Origin of the sequence: Saccharospirillum mangrovi, assembly GCF_003367315.1 — a bacterium.
In the GTDB taxonomy this organism is placed as follows: domain Bacteria; phylum Pseudomonadota; class Gammaproteobacteria; order Pseudomonadales; family Natronospirillaceae; genus Saccharospirillum; species Saccharospirillum mangrovi.
The window spans coordinates 1,582,839-1,598,865 of the sequence record NZ_CP031415.1 but is presented as its reverse complement, the minus strand read 5'-3'; the positions used below and the strand labels follow the sequence as shown (position 1 = coordinate 1,598,865).

The 16,027-nt window shown below is 57.7% G+C and carries 16 protein-coding genes; 10 read left to right on the top strand and 6 right to left on the bottom strand.

Annotation, left to right across the window (positions count from 1 at the left end):
• Positions 1 to 13 precede the first annotated feature (13 nt).
• Together DW349_RS07715 and DW349_RS07710 are read right to left on the bottom strand one after the other, a co-directional pair.
• The gene (locus DW349_RS07715; protein WP_108124514.1) at positions 14 to 1,189 is read right to left on the bottom strand and encodes a thiolase family protein; all 1,176 of its coding nucleotides are present in this window, start codon (positions 1,187 to 1,189) and stop codon (positions 14 to 16) included.
• 11 nt (positions 1,190 to 1,200) lie between these two features.
• Positions 1,201 to 2,268 (bottom strand): enoyl-CoA hydratase/isomerase family protein, encoded by a 1,068-nt coding sequence (locus tag DW349_RS07710; RefSeq protein ID WP_108124515.1) that lies wholly within the window; start codon positions 2,266 to 2,268, stop codon positions 1,201 to 1,203.
• 202 nt (positions 2,269 to 2,470) lie between these two features.
• Here DW349_RS07710 and DW349_RS07705 point away from each other — a divergent pair, with 202 nt between their 5' ends.
• From DW349_RS07705 to DW349_RS07690, 4 genes are all read left to right on the top strand, one after another.
• On the top strand, positions 2,471 to 3,448 hold the full coding sequence (locus DW349_RS07705) for an ABC transporter substrate-binding protein (RefSeq protein WP_157954252.1): 978 nt from the start codon (positions 2,471 to 2,473) through the stop codon (positions 3,446 to 3,448).
• Between the two features lie 77 nt (positions 3,449 to 3,525).
• The gene (locus tag DW349_RS07700) at positions 3,526 to 4,395 is read left to right on the top strand and encodes an ABC transporter permease (RefSeq protein ID WP_108124517.1); all 870 of its coding nucleotides are present in this window, start codon (positions 3,526 to 3,528) and stop codon (positions 4,393 to 4,395) included.
• On the top strand, positions 4,395 to 5,573 hold the full coding sequence (locus DW349_RS07695; RefSeq protein ID WP_108124518.1) for a quaternary amine ABC transporter ATP-binding protein: 1,179 nt from the start codon (positions 4,395 to 4,397) through the stop codon (positions 5,571 to 5,573). Before DW349_RS07700 ends, DW349_RS07695 begins: the two co-directional genes overlap by 1 nt.
• 30 nt (positions 5,574 to 5,603) lie before the next feature.
• Complete coding sequence (locus DW349_RS07690; RefSeq protein WP_108124519.1) at positions 5,604 to 5,819, top strand: DUF4287 domain-containing protein; 216 nt, start codon at positions 5,604 to 5,606, stop codon at positions 5,817 to 5,819.
• 19 nt (positions 5,820 to 5,838) lie between these two features.
• On the opposite strand, the gene DW349_RS07685 is transcribed toward DW349_RS07690, so the two are convergent.
• From DW349_RS07685 to DW349_RS07670, 4 genes are all read right to left on the bottom strand, one after another.
• A complete protein-coding gene (locus DW349_RS07685) occupies positions 5,839 to 6,603 on the bottom strand; it encodes an amino acid ABC transporter ATP-binding protein (protein ID WP_108124520.1) in 765 nt (254 codons plus the stop codon).
• On the bottom strand, positions 6,596 to 7,261 hold the full coding sequence (locus DW349_RS07680) for an amino acid ABC transporter permease (protein WP_108124521.1): 666 nt from the start codon (positions 7,259 to 7,261) through the stop codon (positions 6,596 to 6,598). The genes DW349_RS07685 and DW349_RS07680 overlap by 8 nt, the downstream gene beginning before the upstream one ends.
• A gap of 11 nt (positions 7,262 to 7,272) precedes the next feature.
• A complete protein-coding gene (locus tag DW349_RS07675) occupies positions 7,273 to 7,914 on the bottom strand; it encodes an amino acid ABC transporter permease (RefSeq protein WP_108124522.1) in 642 nt (213 codons plus the stop codon).
• Between the two features lie 84 nt (positions 7,915 to 7,998).
• Positions 7,999 to 8,868, bottom strand: coding sequence for a transporter substrate-binding domain-containing protein (locus DW349_RS07670; protein ID WP_108124523.1), 870 nt, complete (start codon positions 8,866 to 8,868; stop codon positions 7,999 to 8,001).
• A gap of 300 nt (positions 8,869 to 9,168) precedes the next feature.
• Between DW349_RS07670 and pdxR the strand changes: the two genes are divergently transcribed.
• The 6 genes from pdxR (at position 9,169) to DW349_RS07640 (ending at position 16,019) form a co-directional block, all read left to right on the top strand.
• Entirely contained in the window at positions 9,169 to 10,659 is a 1,491-nt protein-coding gene (pdxR, locus tag DW349_RS07665) for a MocR-like pyridoxine biosynthesis transcription factor PdxR (RefSeq protein WP_108124524.1), read from the top strand.
• A gap of 125 nt (positions 10,660 to 10,784) precedes the next feature.
• Complete coding sequence (locus tag DW349_RS07660; protein ID WP_157954253.1) at positions 10,785 to 11,558, top strand: sulfite exporter TauE/SafE family protein; 774 nt, start codon at positions 10,785 to 10,787, stop codon at positions 11,556 to 11,558.
• A 44-nt stretch (positions 11,559 to 11,602) separates the two neighbouring features.
• Positions 11,603 to 12,361, top strand: coding sequence for an SDR family oxidoreductase (locus DW349_RS07655; RefSeq protein WP_108124526.1), 759 nt, complete (start codon positions 11,603 to 11,605; stop codon positions 12,359 to 12,361).
• A 25-nt stretch (positions 12,362 to 12,386) separates the two neighbouring features.
• Positions 12,387 to 13,766: an aminotransferase family protein gene (locus DW349_RS07650; RefSeq protein ID WP_108124527.1), complete on the top strand. Its 1,380-nt coding sequence runs from the start codon at positions 12,387 to 12,389 to the stop codon at positions 13,764 to 13,766.
• A 91-nt stretch (positions 13,767 to 13,857) separates the two neighbouring features.
• A complete protein-coding gene (locus tag DW349_RS07645) occupies positions 13,858 to 15,288 on the top strand; it encodes a phospholipase D-like domain-containing protein (RefSeq protein ID WP_108124528.1) in 1,431 nt (476 codons plus the stop codon).
• A gap of 74 nt (positions 15,289 to 15,362) precedes the next feature.
• A complete protein-coding gene (locus DW349_RS07640) occupies positions 15,363 to 16,019 on the top strand; it encodes a hypothetical protein (RefSeq protein WP_108124529.1) in 657 nt (218 codons plus the stop codon).
• Positions 16,020 to 16,027: the final 8 nt, after the last annotated feature.

Below are 16,027 nucleotides of genomic sequence, written 5' to 3'. Positions count from 1 at the left end.
ACCAGCCCCTTTTTCACACCCGCTCCAAACAAATCGCCGTCCCTTCCCCACCGCCAATACACAGCGCCGCCATGCCTTTGCGCTGATCCAGACGGATCATGTTGTGCAACAAAGTCACGATGATACGGGCGCCGCTGCAGCCCAACGGATGCCCCAAAGAACAGGCGCCGCCGCTGATGTTGGTGATGTCGGCACTCAGTCCCACTTCCTGCATACCAAGCATGGCCACCATGGCAAAGGCTTCGTTGATTTCCGCCAGTTCAACGTCGGTATTGCGCCAATCAGCCATAGCCAAAGCTTTATTCATGGCGCCGATGGGCGCACAGGTGAAAGCGCTGGGCTTTTGAGCGTGGCTGGCGTAGCTGCGAATTACCGCCAAGGGTGCCAATCCAAGTTGATCGGCGCGGCTGCGCGTCATCAACGTCAGGGCGGCGGCGCCATCACTGATTGAGCTGGCGTTGGCAGCGGTAATGGTGCCGTCTTTGGCGAAGGCCGGTTTCAGTTGCGGAATTTTGTCCGGGCGCGCCAGTCCGGGCTGTTCGTCTTGTTCAATACGCGCCTCACCCCGTCTGTCGGTCACCGTGATCGGTACTGTCTCAACGTTAAAATATCCGTGAGCGATGGCATTCTGCGCACGGCTCAGACTGCGCAGGGCGTAGTCGTCCATGGCGTCACGCGTCAGACCAAATTCATCGGCCGTGGCCTGGGCATGGACGCCCATGGCGCGGCCGTCGTAGGCATCTTCCAAGCCATCAAGAAACATGTGGTCATACACCTGCTGATGGCCCATGCGGTAGCCCGAACGCGCCTTGGGCATCAGATAGGGCGCACCGGACATGGATTCCATGCCGCCAGCCACTGCGATGTCGATACTGCCAGCGCGCATTTGATCGGCCGCCAGCATCACGGCTTTCATTCCCGATCCGCAGACCTTATTGACCGTCGTTGTCGGTACCGAATCCGGCAAGCCACCGCTCAGTGCGGCCTGCCGTGCCGGGGCCTGGCCCAGCCCGGCTGGCAAGACACAGCCCATCAGCACTTCCTGTACGGATTCAGCGGCCAACCCGATATCCGCCAAATTCGCGGCGATGACCGCACCACCCAAATCCGTCGCTTTCAGGCTCGACAGCGCGCCCTGAAACCCGCCCAGCGGCGTGCGTTTAGCGGCGACAATAACTATCTCTGACATCGGTGCTCTCCTCAGTCCTGGACCGGTGCTTCAATCCTCGCGGTCTCGAACGGCAGCGGCTGGTAGAAACGTTCAATCAGATTAAAGGGCACGTTCTCAACCGCCGGATACAACCACTTGGGTTGTTTATCCTTGTCGATAAGCAGCGCCCGAACGCCCTCAGTGAACTCCGGCTCGCTGCACAGGTTGGACGCGACCACCAGATCCGTCTGCAACGCCGTCAACCGGCTGGCCTCGCGCAGTCGCTTAAAGTGATGCCAGGTATGGGCGATGCTGAGCGACGACGCCGTTTGCCATTGAACGGCAGCGGCTTTGAAGGGTTCAAAGTCGCTGGCCTGAACCTGGGCGATCCAGTCGCTCAAGACCGGCTCACCCAATGATTCCAAAGCCGACAGCCAGGCATCGCGATGCTCAAGGATGCGCGCATCCGCCGGGCTCAGCGTCAATTCAGCTGGCAACTTTCCGCTCGCCAACTCGGCTTGCAACAATGCCACATCCTCGGCACCGACCTGGGCATGGGCATAGTCCAGTGCCAACACATCGTCGTGGGTCAGATGAATACCGGAAATGCCAATCAACGTGCCGGCGCGCCAGTGGTGTTTTTGCAAAAAGTGACCAGCGCCGACATCGGGGAACAGACCGATTTGCAGTTCTGGCATGGAGAAGCGGCTGCTGGCATCGACCAATCGCACATTGGCCCCGGCAAACAACCCCCAGCCACCGCCCATCACCAGCCCCCGACCTAGCGCAACAATCGGCTTCGGACTGTGTTCGATCATGGCATCGAGTCGATACTCCGCCGCGAAATAGCGATGCCCCAACCGGCGTTGCTCTTCAGCGTTCAAATGCGCCAGTGCGCTCACCAGCGCTTTGACATCACCACCGGCGCAGAACGCTTTTTCAACAGCGCTTTCCAGCCAGATGCTGCGCACCTCAGGATCGTCGAACGCTTGCTGCAACGCCTTGGTCAGTACCTCAATCAATTCCAGATTCAGCGCGTTGAGTGCCAACGGACGATTCAGACGCAGAATTGTCAGCGCCTGCCGTCGTTGGACCTGTACCAGATCGGTGTTAGTCATGGCCTGTCCTATGGGAACTTTCCGGTTTGAAATCGGTCGACATCCTGCACCGCCGAACTTAGCCGCACAAGATTGTGGCGGGTTGGCAATTCAAAAACCGCTGCGCAATACTGTCACGCCAAGGAACCAATCTCGCATGACTCAACAACCCCCGAGGTTCCCCTCACCCTCTAATACACCGCCGAAGATAAAGGACGCTCCCATGAAAAAGACGACTTTGCTGGGGCTGGTTTTACTGTTGGTCGGCCTGCCGGCCTTCGCCTGTGAACTTGATCGCCCGGTCCGTTTTGCCGGCATGAGCTGGATGTCGAACTTGATGATGGTGGAAATCGAACGCGCCATCGTTGAAGACGGCTACGGCTGCGATACCCAGATTGAAGCCGGTGACACCGTGCCGATGGTCGCTGCGCTGGTTCGCGGCGATGTCGATATCTACAACGAAACCTGGATCGACTCCGCACCCGAAGACTGGGTCAAAGCCCATGAAGCCGGCATTGTGGAATCCCTCGGCAGCACCTATTCCGGTGGCATCGAAGGCTGGTGGATTCCAGCATACGTCGCCGAAGAAAACCCTGGCCTGCGTTCGGTTTACGACCTGCCGAAGTACGCTGAACTGTTCGAAGACCCGGAAGAACCCGGCATGGGCCGCATCTACAACTGCCCGGAAGGTTGGGTCTGTGGTGCAGTGAACAACAACCTGCTGCAAGCCTTTGGTCTGGACAATGACTACGTCATGTTCTCACCCGGCAGTGGCGCAGCGTTGGATGCCGCCATCGAATCGAATTACCGTCGTCATCGCCCCTTTGTGACCTACTACTGGTCGCCCACGGCGGTACTCGGCAAATTCGAGATGGTGCAATTGGAAATGCCGGCCTACCAGGCCGATGGCTTCCGCTGCAACATGAGCCCTGAGTGCGAGACACCAGTCGCCAGTGCTTATCCGACGGCTCGCATTCACAAGAGCATCAACACAGCCTTCGGTGAAGACGCACCTGAATTGAAAGCGTTCTTTGAACAAGTCAACATTCCAACCGACGAAGTTAACAAACTTCTCGGCTGGGCTGACGAAGAAGGCGCCGAACCGGATCAGGTGGCTGATTATTTCTTCGAGCACTACGAAGATTTGTGGACCACCTGGGTATCCGACGAAGTTGCTGCCAAGGTACGCGCCGCGCTGTAACGATCAGATATAACGCAACACCACGGCGGTCATCCCAGCGGTGACCGCCTTCCCCGCTCTCTCAAGAGGACTCACTCTTGGCATTCCCGGAAATATTCGACGCCCGCGCGCTGCGCCAGAGCATCGATGGCTTTGTCGATACGCTGGTCATCAACTACGCCGACGATCTGGAACGGCTCAGCATGCCGTTGCTCAACTTTTTGGTGTTCGTCGAACAACTGCTGCGCAATACACCCTGGTGGTTAGTGATCGGCATTCTCGCCGCCGTTGCCTGGTACGGCAGCCGACGTTGGACACTGACGCTCAGCGTTGCCGGATTTCTGTTCTTTATCGGCGCCATCGGCCAGTGGGACCGCGGTATGCAAACCCTGGCGCTGATGATCGTGTCGTTGGTGATGTGCGTGTTGATTGGCATCCCGACCGGCATCTTGATGTCGGTGTCCGAACGGTTTCGCAAAGTCATGCTGCCGATTCTCGACATCATGCAAACCATGCCGACCTTCGTGTATTTGATTCCAGTGGTCATGCTGTTTGGTCTCGGCAAAGTGCCAGCGCTCATTGCCACCATCATCTACGCCGTACCGCCGTTAATCCGTTTAACCGATCTGGGCATTCGTCTGGTTGATCATTCGGTGATGGAAGCCGCGACCGCCTTCGGTGCAACGCGGCGGCAAAAACTGCTGGGCGTACAATTGCCGCTGGCGCTGCCCAACATTCTGGCCGGCATTAACCAAACAACCATGATGGCCTTGGCGATGGTCGTGGTCGCCTCCATGATTGGTGCACGCGGCCTGGGGCAGGAAGTGCTCGCCGGCATCAACCGCCTGGAAGTCGGTCGCGGTTTGCTGGCTGGTCTCGCCATCGTCGCGCTGGCGGTTATTTTTGATCGCGTCACCCAAAGCTACGGCAAACGCCTGCAATACCCGGCGGCGAAGGACGAATCCTGATGGCGAAAATTGAAGTCGAAGGCATTTATAAAATTTTCGGCCCCAAAGCCGCCAGCCATCTGGCGTCCGTCAAAGCCGGCATGAGCAAAGAACAATTATTGGCTGACACCGGCCATACGCTGGGGTTGTACGACATCAACCTGAGCATCGAAGAAGGCGAGCTGTTCGTCATCATGGGTTTATCCGGCAGCGGCAAATCCACCCTGATTCGCCACTTTAATCGCTTGATCGATCCGACCGCGGGCACGGTACGCCTCGATGGCGAAGACCTGATTGCCCTGAAACAAGCCGACCTGATTGAACGCCGCCGCAACCGCATGTCGATGGTGTTCCAGCGTTTCGCTCTGTTCCCGCACAAAACCGTTCTCGACAACGTCGGTTACGGCCTGCACATCCAAGGCGTCGCGAAAAACGCCGCCCGGGAAAAATCGCAATACTGGCTGGAACAAGTCGGCCTCAAAGGCGTTGGCGATCAGTACCCGCATCAACTGTCGGGCGGCATGCAACAGCGTGTTGGCCTCGCCCGCGCACTCGCCACAGACCCGGACATCTTGTTGATGGACGAAGCCTTTTCAGCGCTCGATCCATTGATCCGCAAAGAGATGCAAGACCTGTTGATGCAACTGCAACAACGGCTGCGCAAAACCATCGTCTTTATCACTCACGATCTGGACGAAGCGCTGCGCCTGGGCAACCGCATCGCCATCCTCAAAGACGGCGCGCTGGTGCAACAAGGCGACCCACAAGACATTTTACTCAACCCCAGCACCGACTACGTCGCCGCCTTCGTACGCGACGTCAATCGCGGCAAAGTGCTGACAGCCCATCACGTCATGGCGATGCCGCAAGCCACCCTCACCTGCCGCACCAGCGCCGAAAAAGCACGGCAGTGGATGACCGAACAAGGTTTCGAATACGCCACCGTTTTGGAAGGCAAATCCCTGGCCGGTATCGTGACCCTGGCCGACTTGCAAAACGCCGTAGGTGAAATCGGCGCGCTGGTGAAAGACGTTATCTGCGTGCCCGAATCGGCCGACCTGGAAAGCCTGCTGCCGCAAATGATTCGGGAGAATGTGCCGTTGGCGGTAACGTCGGATAAAGGCGAATTCAGAGGCTGGGTATCGCGGGATAGAGTTGTGGATTTGGTGAGCACCGAACACAACAGTTCAGCAAAATAAGTTTCACCTTGATGCAACCGGAGTCAGACAATGGCACAAAACGACAAACCCAAAGGCCCTGCGTCCTACTTCCCGTCCATCGAAAAAACCTACGGCAAACCCATCGATCATTGGCTTAATTTGCTGGACGGTGTGCAAGACAAGAAACACATGGAACAGGTGGCGTTTTTGAAAACAGAACATCAGATGGGCCATGGTCACGCCAATGCGTTAGTGGCGTATCACAAAGCCCAGAAAGGCCGTTGAGTATCAACTTGACGGCTGCTTATACCTTCTCGTCAAGTTCCAAAAACTGCCTCACCCGCTCCGTTTTCGGATTCACAAAAAACTCTTCCGGGGCGGATTTTTCAATGATCTTGCCCTTCTCCAGAAACACCACCTGATCGGACACATTACGCGCGAATTCCATTTCGTGGGTGACGATGATCATGGTGTAGCCTTCCTGCGATAAATCGCGGATCACCGCCAACACTTCGCCGACCAGTTCCGGGTCGAGGGCAGAGGTGGGTTCGTCGAACAGCATGACGCGTGGCTGCATGGCGAGTGCGCGAGCGATGGCGACGCGCTGTTTCTGGCCGCCCGACAGAGTGTAAGGGTAATTGGCGCGTTTCTCGGCCATGCCGACCTTGGCGAGCAGTTCGTCGGCCCGGGCTTCTGCCTCGGCTTTCTTCATACCCTTCACATGGATCAAGGCTTCGGTAACGTTGTGCAACACATTCAGGTGCGGCCAAAGGTTAAAGCTCTGAAAAACCATACCGAGTTGCGTGCGGATTTTTGCCAGCTCACGGCTGTTCATGGCTTTGCCATTGCGGTTCACGCCAATGCGTTCACCGTTAATCAAAATCTCGCCGCCATCGGGTTGCTCCAGCCAGTTGATGCAGCGCAGCAAGGTCGATTTGCCCGAGCCGGATGAACCCAGAATGCTGACCACTTCGCCGCGCTGAACATCGAGGCTGACGTCGCGCAACACTTCCACGCCATCGAATTGTTTCGACAGCGTTTGGATACTGACTTCGGGCTGGTCAGGCATTTTTAAATCCTCGCTTGGCGCCACTGCGTCCCATCCAATTGACGGCCTGTTCCAGGGCGATGCTGATGATCCAGTAGAAACCGATGACGACAATAAACGCCTGCATCGGAATAAAGTAAGTGCCCGACAGGCCATTGGCAGCGGCGGTTAATTCGCGCACGGTAATGATGACCAAAAAGGCCGTGTCTTTAAGCAAAATAATCAACTGATTGCCGAGCACGCCACGCGATTTCAGCACCAGTTGCGGCAAAATTAACCGCAGAAACATCTTAGGCAATGAGAAGCCTTGAGCCACGGCCGCCTCCACCTGCCCTGGTGGCAGCGTCACCCGACTGCCGCGCAAAATCTCGGCGAAATAGGCACCGTGATACAACACCAAAGCGGTGATGCCAGCTTCCCAGGAACTGAACCGAATGCCCAACGACGGCAGACCGTAATACAGCAAATAGGCCAGCACCAGAAACGGCAACAGGCGCATGGCATCGATAAAAATTCGCAACAGAATACGCAGCGGTGCCCTGGCCCATTCCAGACAAAAAACAATCAGGCAACCGAGCAGAAAACCCAGCACGGCGCCCAAGCCGAATAATTGCAGCGTATTGAAAAAGCCATCCACAAAAACGCCGCGTTCGGCCCAGAGAATTTGCCAGTCCGTCATCGCGTTGCCCCCTAAACCGCCAGCTGGTTGGCTTTGCGTTCCGCCACCCGCTGGAACCAGACCAGGGCAGCGATGATGATCATATAGAGCGCGCCAGCGGCCAAAATGGGCGGCAGCGGTTCGTAGGTAACGGCCGATATGCGGTTAGTGACGCGGGTGAGATCGACAATGCCGATCACAGCAATCGCCGGGCTGCCTTTAATCAGAAACGACATTTCATTCACCAGGCTTGGCAAGCTGGTGATAACGATCTGCGGCAGCATAATGCGGCGAAAATACACGCTCGGTGTCATGCCAACGGCGAGCGCCGCTTCGCGTTGATCGTTGGAAAAATTGTTGAACGCCGAGCGCCAGATTTCCGCATTGAAGGCGGTGGTGTTCAACGTTAAAGCAATGATGCCGGCGATGGATCGATGCATGTTAATGCCGAGCGTAGGCGCGGTTAAAAAGATAAACAGCACCAGTGTGACCAACGGCGTGGCGCGGGCAATGCTGATGTAAAGTCCCAACACCTGGTGCACAAACGGAATGCGTGCCGAGCGGATTAAGGCGACGACCAAACCGAGTGTGACGCCAATGGCGATGGACACACCCGAAATCCACAAGGTAACCCAGGCACCGTTGAGCAACATCGTCCAAGCGGTCGAATCCATCGCTGTCCCCTGAATGAGATATATAAAAAACGGGCGGGCTGCCCTGCCCGCTCAATCATCCCTGTTTACGCAAAGACGTTACTCTTACATGCCCGCCAATTCGTGGAATTCCTCGACGGTGGTGATCGGCACCTCCGGCAAGTCCGGGAAGGATTCGCCAAACCATTCTTCCTGCAGTTCCGCCAGGCGACCGCTGGCTTTCATGTCGTTCATAAAATCGGTCAGGAAGGCGAGCAATTCCGGGCTGTTTTTCGGTACCGGCCAGCCAACAAAACCGGGGCCTGAAACCGCCTGGCCGGCTGCAAAAATATCGCCGCGTTCTTTGATCAGGTCATTCACCGGTACGGCGGAATTGATGACGTAATCCAAGCGGCCATTGGCAAGGTCGGCGTAGATTTCCGGGTAGGCTTCGTACTGCACCACCTCGCCCAGTTTGCCGCCGGTTTCTTTGAGCATGGCTTCCAGCTCGGGCAACCGTGACAACAAGACTGAGCCGGCCTGCACGCCGACGGTCATGCCATCCAGATCGGCCACGCTGTTGATGCGATCATCGTCGGCGCGCTTGATGTAAAAATGCTGAGCCGAGGCAAAGGGCGGCGCGTAATTGAACACCCGCATGCGTTCGTCAGACACCGACGCACCAGTGATGGCAGCGTCGTACTGGCCGTTGGAAACGGCAGCCAACAAACCCGTCCAGGGCAGAATTTCCTGACGCACTTCGAAGTCGTCGGAATAGGCTTCGAGTTCCTCAATCATGTATTTCATAAAGCCATCCGACTCGCTGCCGTTCATGAAATTGAACGGGGCGTAGTTGTCTTCGGTGGCGACGACCATGTAGCCACGCGCTTTGATTTCATCCAGGTCTGCCGCCTGAACGGCGACGATCAGGCCCAAACCCGCGATCAGCGAACAAGCGCCACGGCCCAGGGCCGACTTCAGATGGTGGTGCTTCATATCATTCTCCAAACTCTCGGTTGCCAGTCAGTTGGGTGAGTAGCGCGTATCGACCTTCTAATTAAAAAGTATCTAAAAATGCCAGCGTTTGAGTCGTGGTATCGCTTGGCATTGGCCGCCAGCAGACGGCCCACCTTTGGCACCCTAGGGCGTTTTTAATGGGCCGCTTAGAGCCAGTTCCCGATCCCGGATGGGACAGAAAGCCGTGGCATGTTTTGTGCTGGTTCTGTGCTATTTGCCCTCTCTTATGCGCTGCTCTGCAACCGCCCCCAAGTACGCTCAGCAAGGAGAATGCCGACCATGACAACCCTGAGTCTGGCGCTGCAAAGCCGCGCCGAAGGTGGCTTGCAGGAGCAATTACGGGAAGGCCTGCTGGAAGCGATTCGGGTCGGCAGTCTGCCCATCGACGCGCCGCTGCCCAGTTGCCGCAAGCTGTCGGAACAACTGGGTATTTCGCGCAACACCGTGGCCATCGTGTACGAAAAACTGGTCGATGACGGTTATCTGGTCAGCCGCCCTCGCAGCGGCTATTTCCTGCACAGCGACTACCACAACGGTGACGCCATCGACACGCCCGGCCCGGCACTGAAACCGTCGGCCAAGGTTCACACCAGCACCGTCAGCGCACCATCCTGGGGCAAACGATTGGCGCGTCAGCCGGGGCAATTTGAAGGCATTCTCAAGCCCAGCAACTGGTGCGATTACCCTTATCCGTTTATCTACGGCCAACCGGGCACCAACAATTTTCCCATCAACGCCTGGCGCGACATCACACGTCGACGACTGGCTGGTGGCCGCGACCGCGACTGGCTGCGCGACCGCATCGATCAGGACGACCCGCTGCTGGTCGAACAGGTGCGCAAACGCCTGTTGCCGCGACGCGGCATCCTGGCGCGACCGGACGAAATTCTGATTACGTTGGGCTCGCAGAACGCCCTCTACCTGCTGGCGCAATTGCTGATTGGCGACGGCACTCGCCTTGGTCTGGAAGATCCGGGCTACCGCGAGGCCGTTAATGTATTTCGCTTTTTCGGCAGCCAGCTGGTGCGGCATCGCGTCGATGAACAAGGCATTCAACTGAACGAACGCTCCGCTCAGTGCGACTATTTTTATGTCATGCCCAGCCATCAGGTACCGACCGGTATTCCGATGAGCCAGGCGCGGCGCGATGCCTTATTGGCGCAGGTTATCGCCCACGATCAGATCATTCTTGAGGACGATTACGACGCCGAACTGCACAACGACAGCCAGGCATTGCCTGCGCTGAAAGCCAGCCGCGCCGGCAATCGCGTGGTGTATCTGGGCAGTTTTTCGAAGGTGCTGTCGCCGGGGTTGCGCATGGGTTACATCGTCGCCGACAGCGAATTGATCGACGAACTGCGCGCCTTACGCCGCCTGATGTATCGCCATCCACCGGCGAATCTGCAACACCAGATGGCGCAGTTCATCGCCCAGGGTCATTACGAAACGCATCTGCGCAGCCACGTTCAGGACACCGATGCGCGCCGCGCCGCTTTACGCGATGCCATCGAGCGACAACTGCCGCAGGCACAGTGTCTCAGCTCCGACCGCGCCAGCGCGCTGTGGCTGAAAATGCCGGACTCACTCGACACCCAACAACTGGCCTGGCGTGCGGCTCAATGCGGCGTGCTGATCGAGCCGGGCTTCCAGCATTTTCACGATCCCGCACCGCCGCGACATTTTATGCGGCTGGGCTTCAACGCCATTGAGCGCGATCAGATTGTGCCGGGCATTGAACTATTGGCGTCGGTACTGCAAGGCGCTGGCTGACTCGGGCCGTCCACTCTTAGCAACAGAATGCGGCCGCGATGTCCCATCCGGTCGTCCAATCTGGCCCTAAAACTTCCTGCCCGCCTGGTTCTATAGTCGGTTCAAACATCGATGTCGGAGCCGCCATGCCGTTTTCGTCCGCCTGGTTGATCAGCGCCAGCGTCGCTTTCGCGGCAGGTACCTTGCGCGGTTACACCGGCTTTGGTTTCGCCATCACCATGGCGCTCGGATTGCTGTGGTTACTGCCGCCGATTCAGGTGGTGACCACGGTGCTGTTGCTTGATCTGCTCGGTGCTCTGGGCCTTCTCGCCAACGCCTGGAACCGAGCCGACCGGGCGGTATTAAAGCGACTGTTGCCAACCATGTTGCTGGCTTCGGCTCTGGGCATCGCCTTGATGACAGTATTGCCAACGACGGCCGCGCGATTGGTCGTCACCGCCATTTGCCTGATCGGCGCTGTGGCGACGGTGTTGCAACGCCAACCAGTCATGGGTTTGACCTCGGCATTGGACCGCACCCGCGATCTGCGCTGGGCCTGGCCGGCCGGCGGCGCTTCGGGGCTGGCAATGAGTTTGTCGTCCGCTGGCGGGCCGCCGTTAATGGTGTATTTGATGCGGACCCGGTTAACGCCGGAAGCGGCGCGAGCCACCGCCATTTTGTTTTTTATGGCCGCCAGTGCGGTGTCGTTACTCGGCTATGTAGGCGCCCGGCAAATAACCACCGACACCCTGTGGCGAGCGCTGTCGCTGAGCCCGCTGGCTCTGATCGGCGCGGCACTGGGCCACTGGCTGTTTGTGCGGTTTCCGCCGCTGTCGTTCCGCACAGTGGTCGCGCCTTTGCTGGTGTTAATGGCCGCCTGGATGCTGATTCGAGAAGTACGGACGCTGGTTTTTGGGTAGCCTTAGCAACCCCGTCCGATTGAATACAAGTTAAGGAGTTCGCAATGCCCATCGCTTTGATTACCGGTGCTACCTCAGGTTTTGGCCGCGCTACCGCGAGAAAATTTGCCGAGGCTGGCTGGTCGCTGGTGTTAACCGGCCGTCGTCAGGAGCGTCTGGATGAATTACAGGCTGAACTGAGTCCGTTGTGCCCGGTATTAACGCTGGCACTGGACGTCACCGATTTCGACGCCGTTGCCAACGTCGCCAACAGCCTGCCGGATGACTTCAAGAACGTCTCAGTGTTGGTCAACAACGCCGGTCTGGCGCTCGGCACCGACGCCGCTCAGCGCAGCGACACCACACAGTGGCAGCAGATGATCGATACCAACGTCAGCGGCCTGGCGCGCATGACTCACGCCCTGCTGCCCACGCTGATCGCCCAGGGCAAAGGCGCCAGCATCATCAACATCGGTTCCATCGCCGGCCATTGGCCGTACCCGGGCGGCAACGTTTACTGCGGCACCAAGGCGTTCGTTGAGCAGTTTTCCTACGGCCTGCGTTGCGACTTGAGCGGCACCGGCGTGCGCGTCACCAACCTGGCACCGGGCATGGCCGAAAGTGAATTCACGCTGGTGCGCACCGGCGGTAATCAGGAAGCGCACGACAAGTTATACGCCGGTGCCGAACCGATTCAGCCGGACGACATCGCCGACACCGTGTTCTGGATCGCCACCTTGCCGGCGCACCTGAACGTGAACCAATTGGAAATCATGCCGGTGTCGCAATCCTGGTCGCCCTTTACCATCCACCGCCAATCCTGAACCGCTGTTTTCCCAAGGAGCCGCTATGACCCAAGCCGAACCCGATTACCTCGCCCTCAAAAACTGGGATAAGTCTCACGTCTGGCACCACCTGACGCCAGGACAGTCGGCTGCGGCGGGGTTGCCGATGTTTGTGCGCGGCGAAGGTTTGCGCCTGTGGGACAGCGAGGGCAACGAATTCCTGGACGCCACGGCGGGCGGTGTCTGGGTTACCAACGTCGGCTATGGCCGCACGGAAATTGCCGAGGCGGTGTATCGACAGCTGGTCGAGCTGAACTACTACGCCGGCTCCGCCGCCAGTAAACCGGCAGCGGCCCTGGCCGAAAAACTGGTCAGTAAAATGCCCGGCATGAGCCGCGTCTATTACGCCAGTTCCGGCTCCGAAGCGAACGAAAAAGCCTTCAAGATGGTGCGCCAGATTGCGCACAAACATTACGGCGGCAAGAAGCAGAAAATTCTCTACCGCGAACGCGATTACCATGGCTCAACCGTGGCCGCGCTCAGTGCCACCGGCCAGAGCGAACGCCGCGATCAGTTTGGCCCGTTTGTGCCCGGCTTCGTTGAATTTCCGCACTGTAGCGAATACCGCAGCCAGTTCGGCGAGGTCGAGAATTACGGCGAACGGGCGGCCCAGGCGATGGAAGACGTCATTTTGCGCGAAGGCGCCGACACCGTAGGCGCGGTCATCATTGAACCGATCACCGCTGGCGGTGGTGTCATTCCGCCACCGGCCGGCTATCTGAAAAAAGTACGGGAGATTTGCGACCGTCACGACATCTTGCTGATTGTCGATGAAGTGGTCTGCGGCCTGGGCCGTACCGGAGCCTGGTTCGGCTACCAGCATTACGACATCACGCCAGACATCGTCACCATGGCCAAAGGCGTAGCGTCCGGCTACGCCGCCATTTCCTGCACCGTAACGACGGACAAGGTCTATCAACTGCTGCAGGAAGCACCGAACGATACGCTCGGTTATTTCCGCGACATTTCCACGTTCGGCGGTTGTTTGTCGTCGCAGGCAGCCGCCTTGGCAAACATGGAAATCATCGAGCGCGAAGGCCTGATCGAAAACAGCGCGCGCCAGGGCCAACGCCTGCTGGCCGGTTTGAACGAACTGGCCGGCCGTCACGCCATCATCGGCGATGCCCGCGGCCAGGGTTTGTTCGCCGGGCTGGAACTGGTGTTGGATCGCAACAGCAAAGCGCCGGTGCCCGAATCGGTACCGATGGCGATTGTCGCCGAATGCAAACGGCTCGGCTTGTTGATTGGCCGCACCAATCGCAGCCTGACCGGGTTCAACAACACGCTGAATTTCAGCCCCGCACTCACCGCAACTGAGGCGGACATCGACATCATTCTGACCAAACTGGATCAGGCCGTCGCCAGCGTCAGCGCAACCAACTGACCTTTAGCACCGGGCGCCCAGCCGGTGTGCAATTGCAAAGCCCTGGGCCTTTGGGCAATCTTCAACGTTTCAGTTTCGTGACGGATTGCCCATGGCGTCGTTTCCTCGTGTCTTGCCCTACACCGCTTCACTGCTGCTTCTGATAACGCTGACATTGACCGCCTGCGGCAGCATGCCCAAAGGGCTATCGTCCACCGGGCCGTTGCGCGAAACCGACGACGTAGCGCTGCTGTACGATCAAACCTATCGCAATACCGATGGCAAAGAATTCATTGAACAGGAAGTGATGGACGAAATGTTGGCGATGATCGCCAGCGCTCAAACTTTTCTGGTCATCGACATGTTCCTGTACAACGACTTTGCCGGTGAAAACGGCTGGCGGCCGTTGTCGGAAGAATTAACCGTCGCCTTAATCGACGCCAAAACCGCACACCCGGACATGCCGGTGGTGCTCATTACCGACCCGTTCAACACCATCTACGGCGGTATGGACTCGCCCTACTTCGACCGACTGGAAGCCGCTGGCGTGGATGTCGTCACCACCAATCTCGCCAAACTGCCGGCGTCGAACCGCACCTGGACCACGCTGTGGACCGTCTGCTGCCGCTTCCTCGGCAACAGTACACGCGGCGGCTGGCTGCCCAATCCGGTTGGTCCGGGCAAGGTCACGCTGCGGTCGTATTTGCATTTATTGAATTTCCGCGCCAACCACCGCAAAACGTTGGTGGTCAACACCGGCACCGAATGGCGCGCTTTGGTGACCTCGATGAACCCGCACGACGCCAGCAGCCGACACGACAACAACGCCGTTATTTTCAGCGGAGCCGCCGCTCAGGATTTGCTGCAAACCGAACGCGCCGCGGCCTTGATGTCGGGATACGACGCGGCTGAAAACTGGCCGGCTGCACCGGACGCCGAACTCGACACCGACGGCGAATTCACGCTGCAAGTATTAACCGAAGGCGCCATCGAAACCCGTCTGCTGACATTGATCGACAATGCTGAAACGGGCGATCAATTGGACCTGGAAATGTTTTATTTATCGTCGCGACCGGTCGTCAAAGCCCTGATCCGGGCACACGAACGCGGCGTTGAATTACGCGTGATGCTGGACGCCAATCGCGACGCTTTTGGCCGGGAGAAAAATGGCATTCCAAACCGGCAAGTCGCCTGGGACTTACACGAAAAAGGCATCACCGTGCGTTGGTGCGCCACCGCCGGCGAACAATGCCACCGCAAATGGATTCGCCTGGACCGCACCGACGGTACCAGTGAAATTGTGGCCGGTTCCGCCAACTTCACCCGCCGCAATCTGCACGACCTGAACATGGAAACCAGTGTCTATCTGAGCGTGCGTTCCGACCATCCGGAAATCGAGTACATGCGCGCCGAGTTTGAACGCTCCTGGAGCAACCCAGGCGACACCCTCTACAGCCTCGACTACACCGCCTTTGCCGACCACAGCCGTTGGCGCTATGGCGTGTATCGGTTTATGGAAGCGACGGGGATGTCGACGTTCTAAGCATTTCCAGATCACAGATGTTGCAAACGATGACTATTAAATGTTCTAGATGAATTTGGCAAAGAGGATACGCCATGAAACGAAACGCCCTATATCTGATCGCTGCGGCTGGTGTTGGCTTGTTGTTGTCGGCCTGCGCGTCGATGGACAGTTTGAAGTATCGAAATTTTCAGGTGTCGGCAGATCGCCCACTCTGGTTAAGTGGTGTGCAGGAAGAAAATTTGGACTTCACAGCCACCTTCCCGGCGAAGGAATCGTCAGAACATTTTCAGGTCATCAACGCTGGTATGTGGCTCGCCAGAACTCGTGCCGGCACCATCGAACCCAGCTTGATTTATGCATTTAATTTGAATGTAACCAAACCATTTGAACAGCGGGTATATACACGCGCCATTCTGGAAAACCCAGCAACGCCCAATGAACCAATACAATATCAAGCTCCGTTGGATCCTGAAGCGGGTTCATCTAACATCACCCACGGCCCAGTGACTGGCTTGGTGTTGGGCACGGAGTATCATCTGGTTTTTGAAGTCTATGCCAATGAAGACTACAGCCAATTGCTGGAAAGAATTGATCAACCAATCATTGCCCAAGCGGACAATAGCACCGGTTGCATCGAATTATCGCCGGAATACCTACAAGTACACTTCTCAAGAATTCCCGACATGAACAACAACAGTCGTCAGTTTGTACCCATCGAGTACGTCCAGATTTATTGCGACGCTCGTTAAGACTTCAC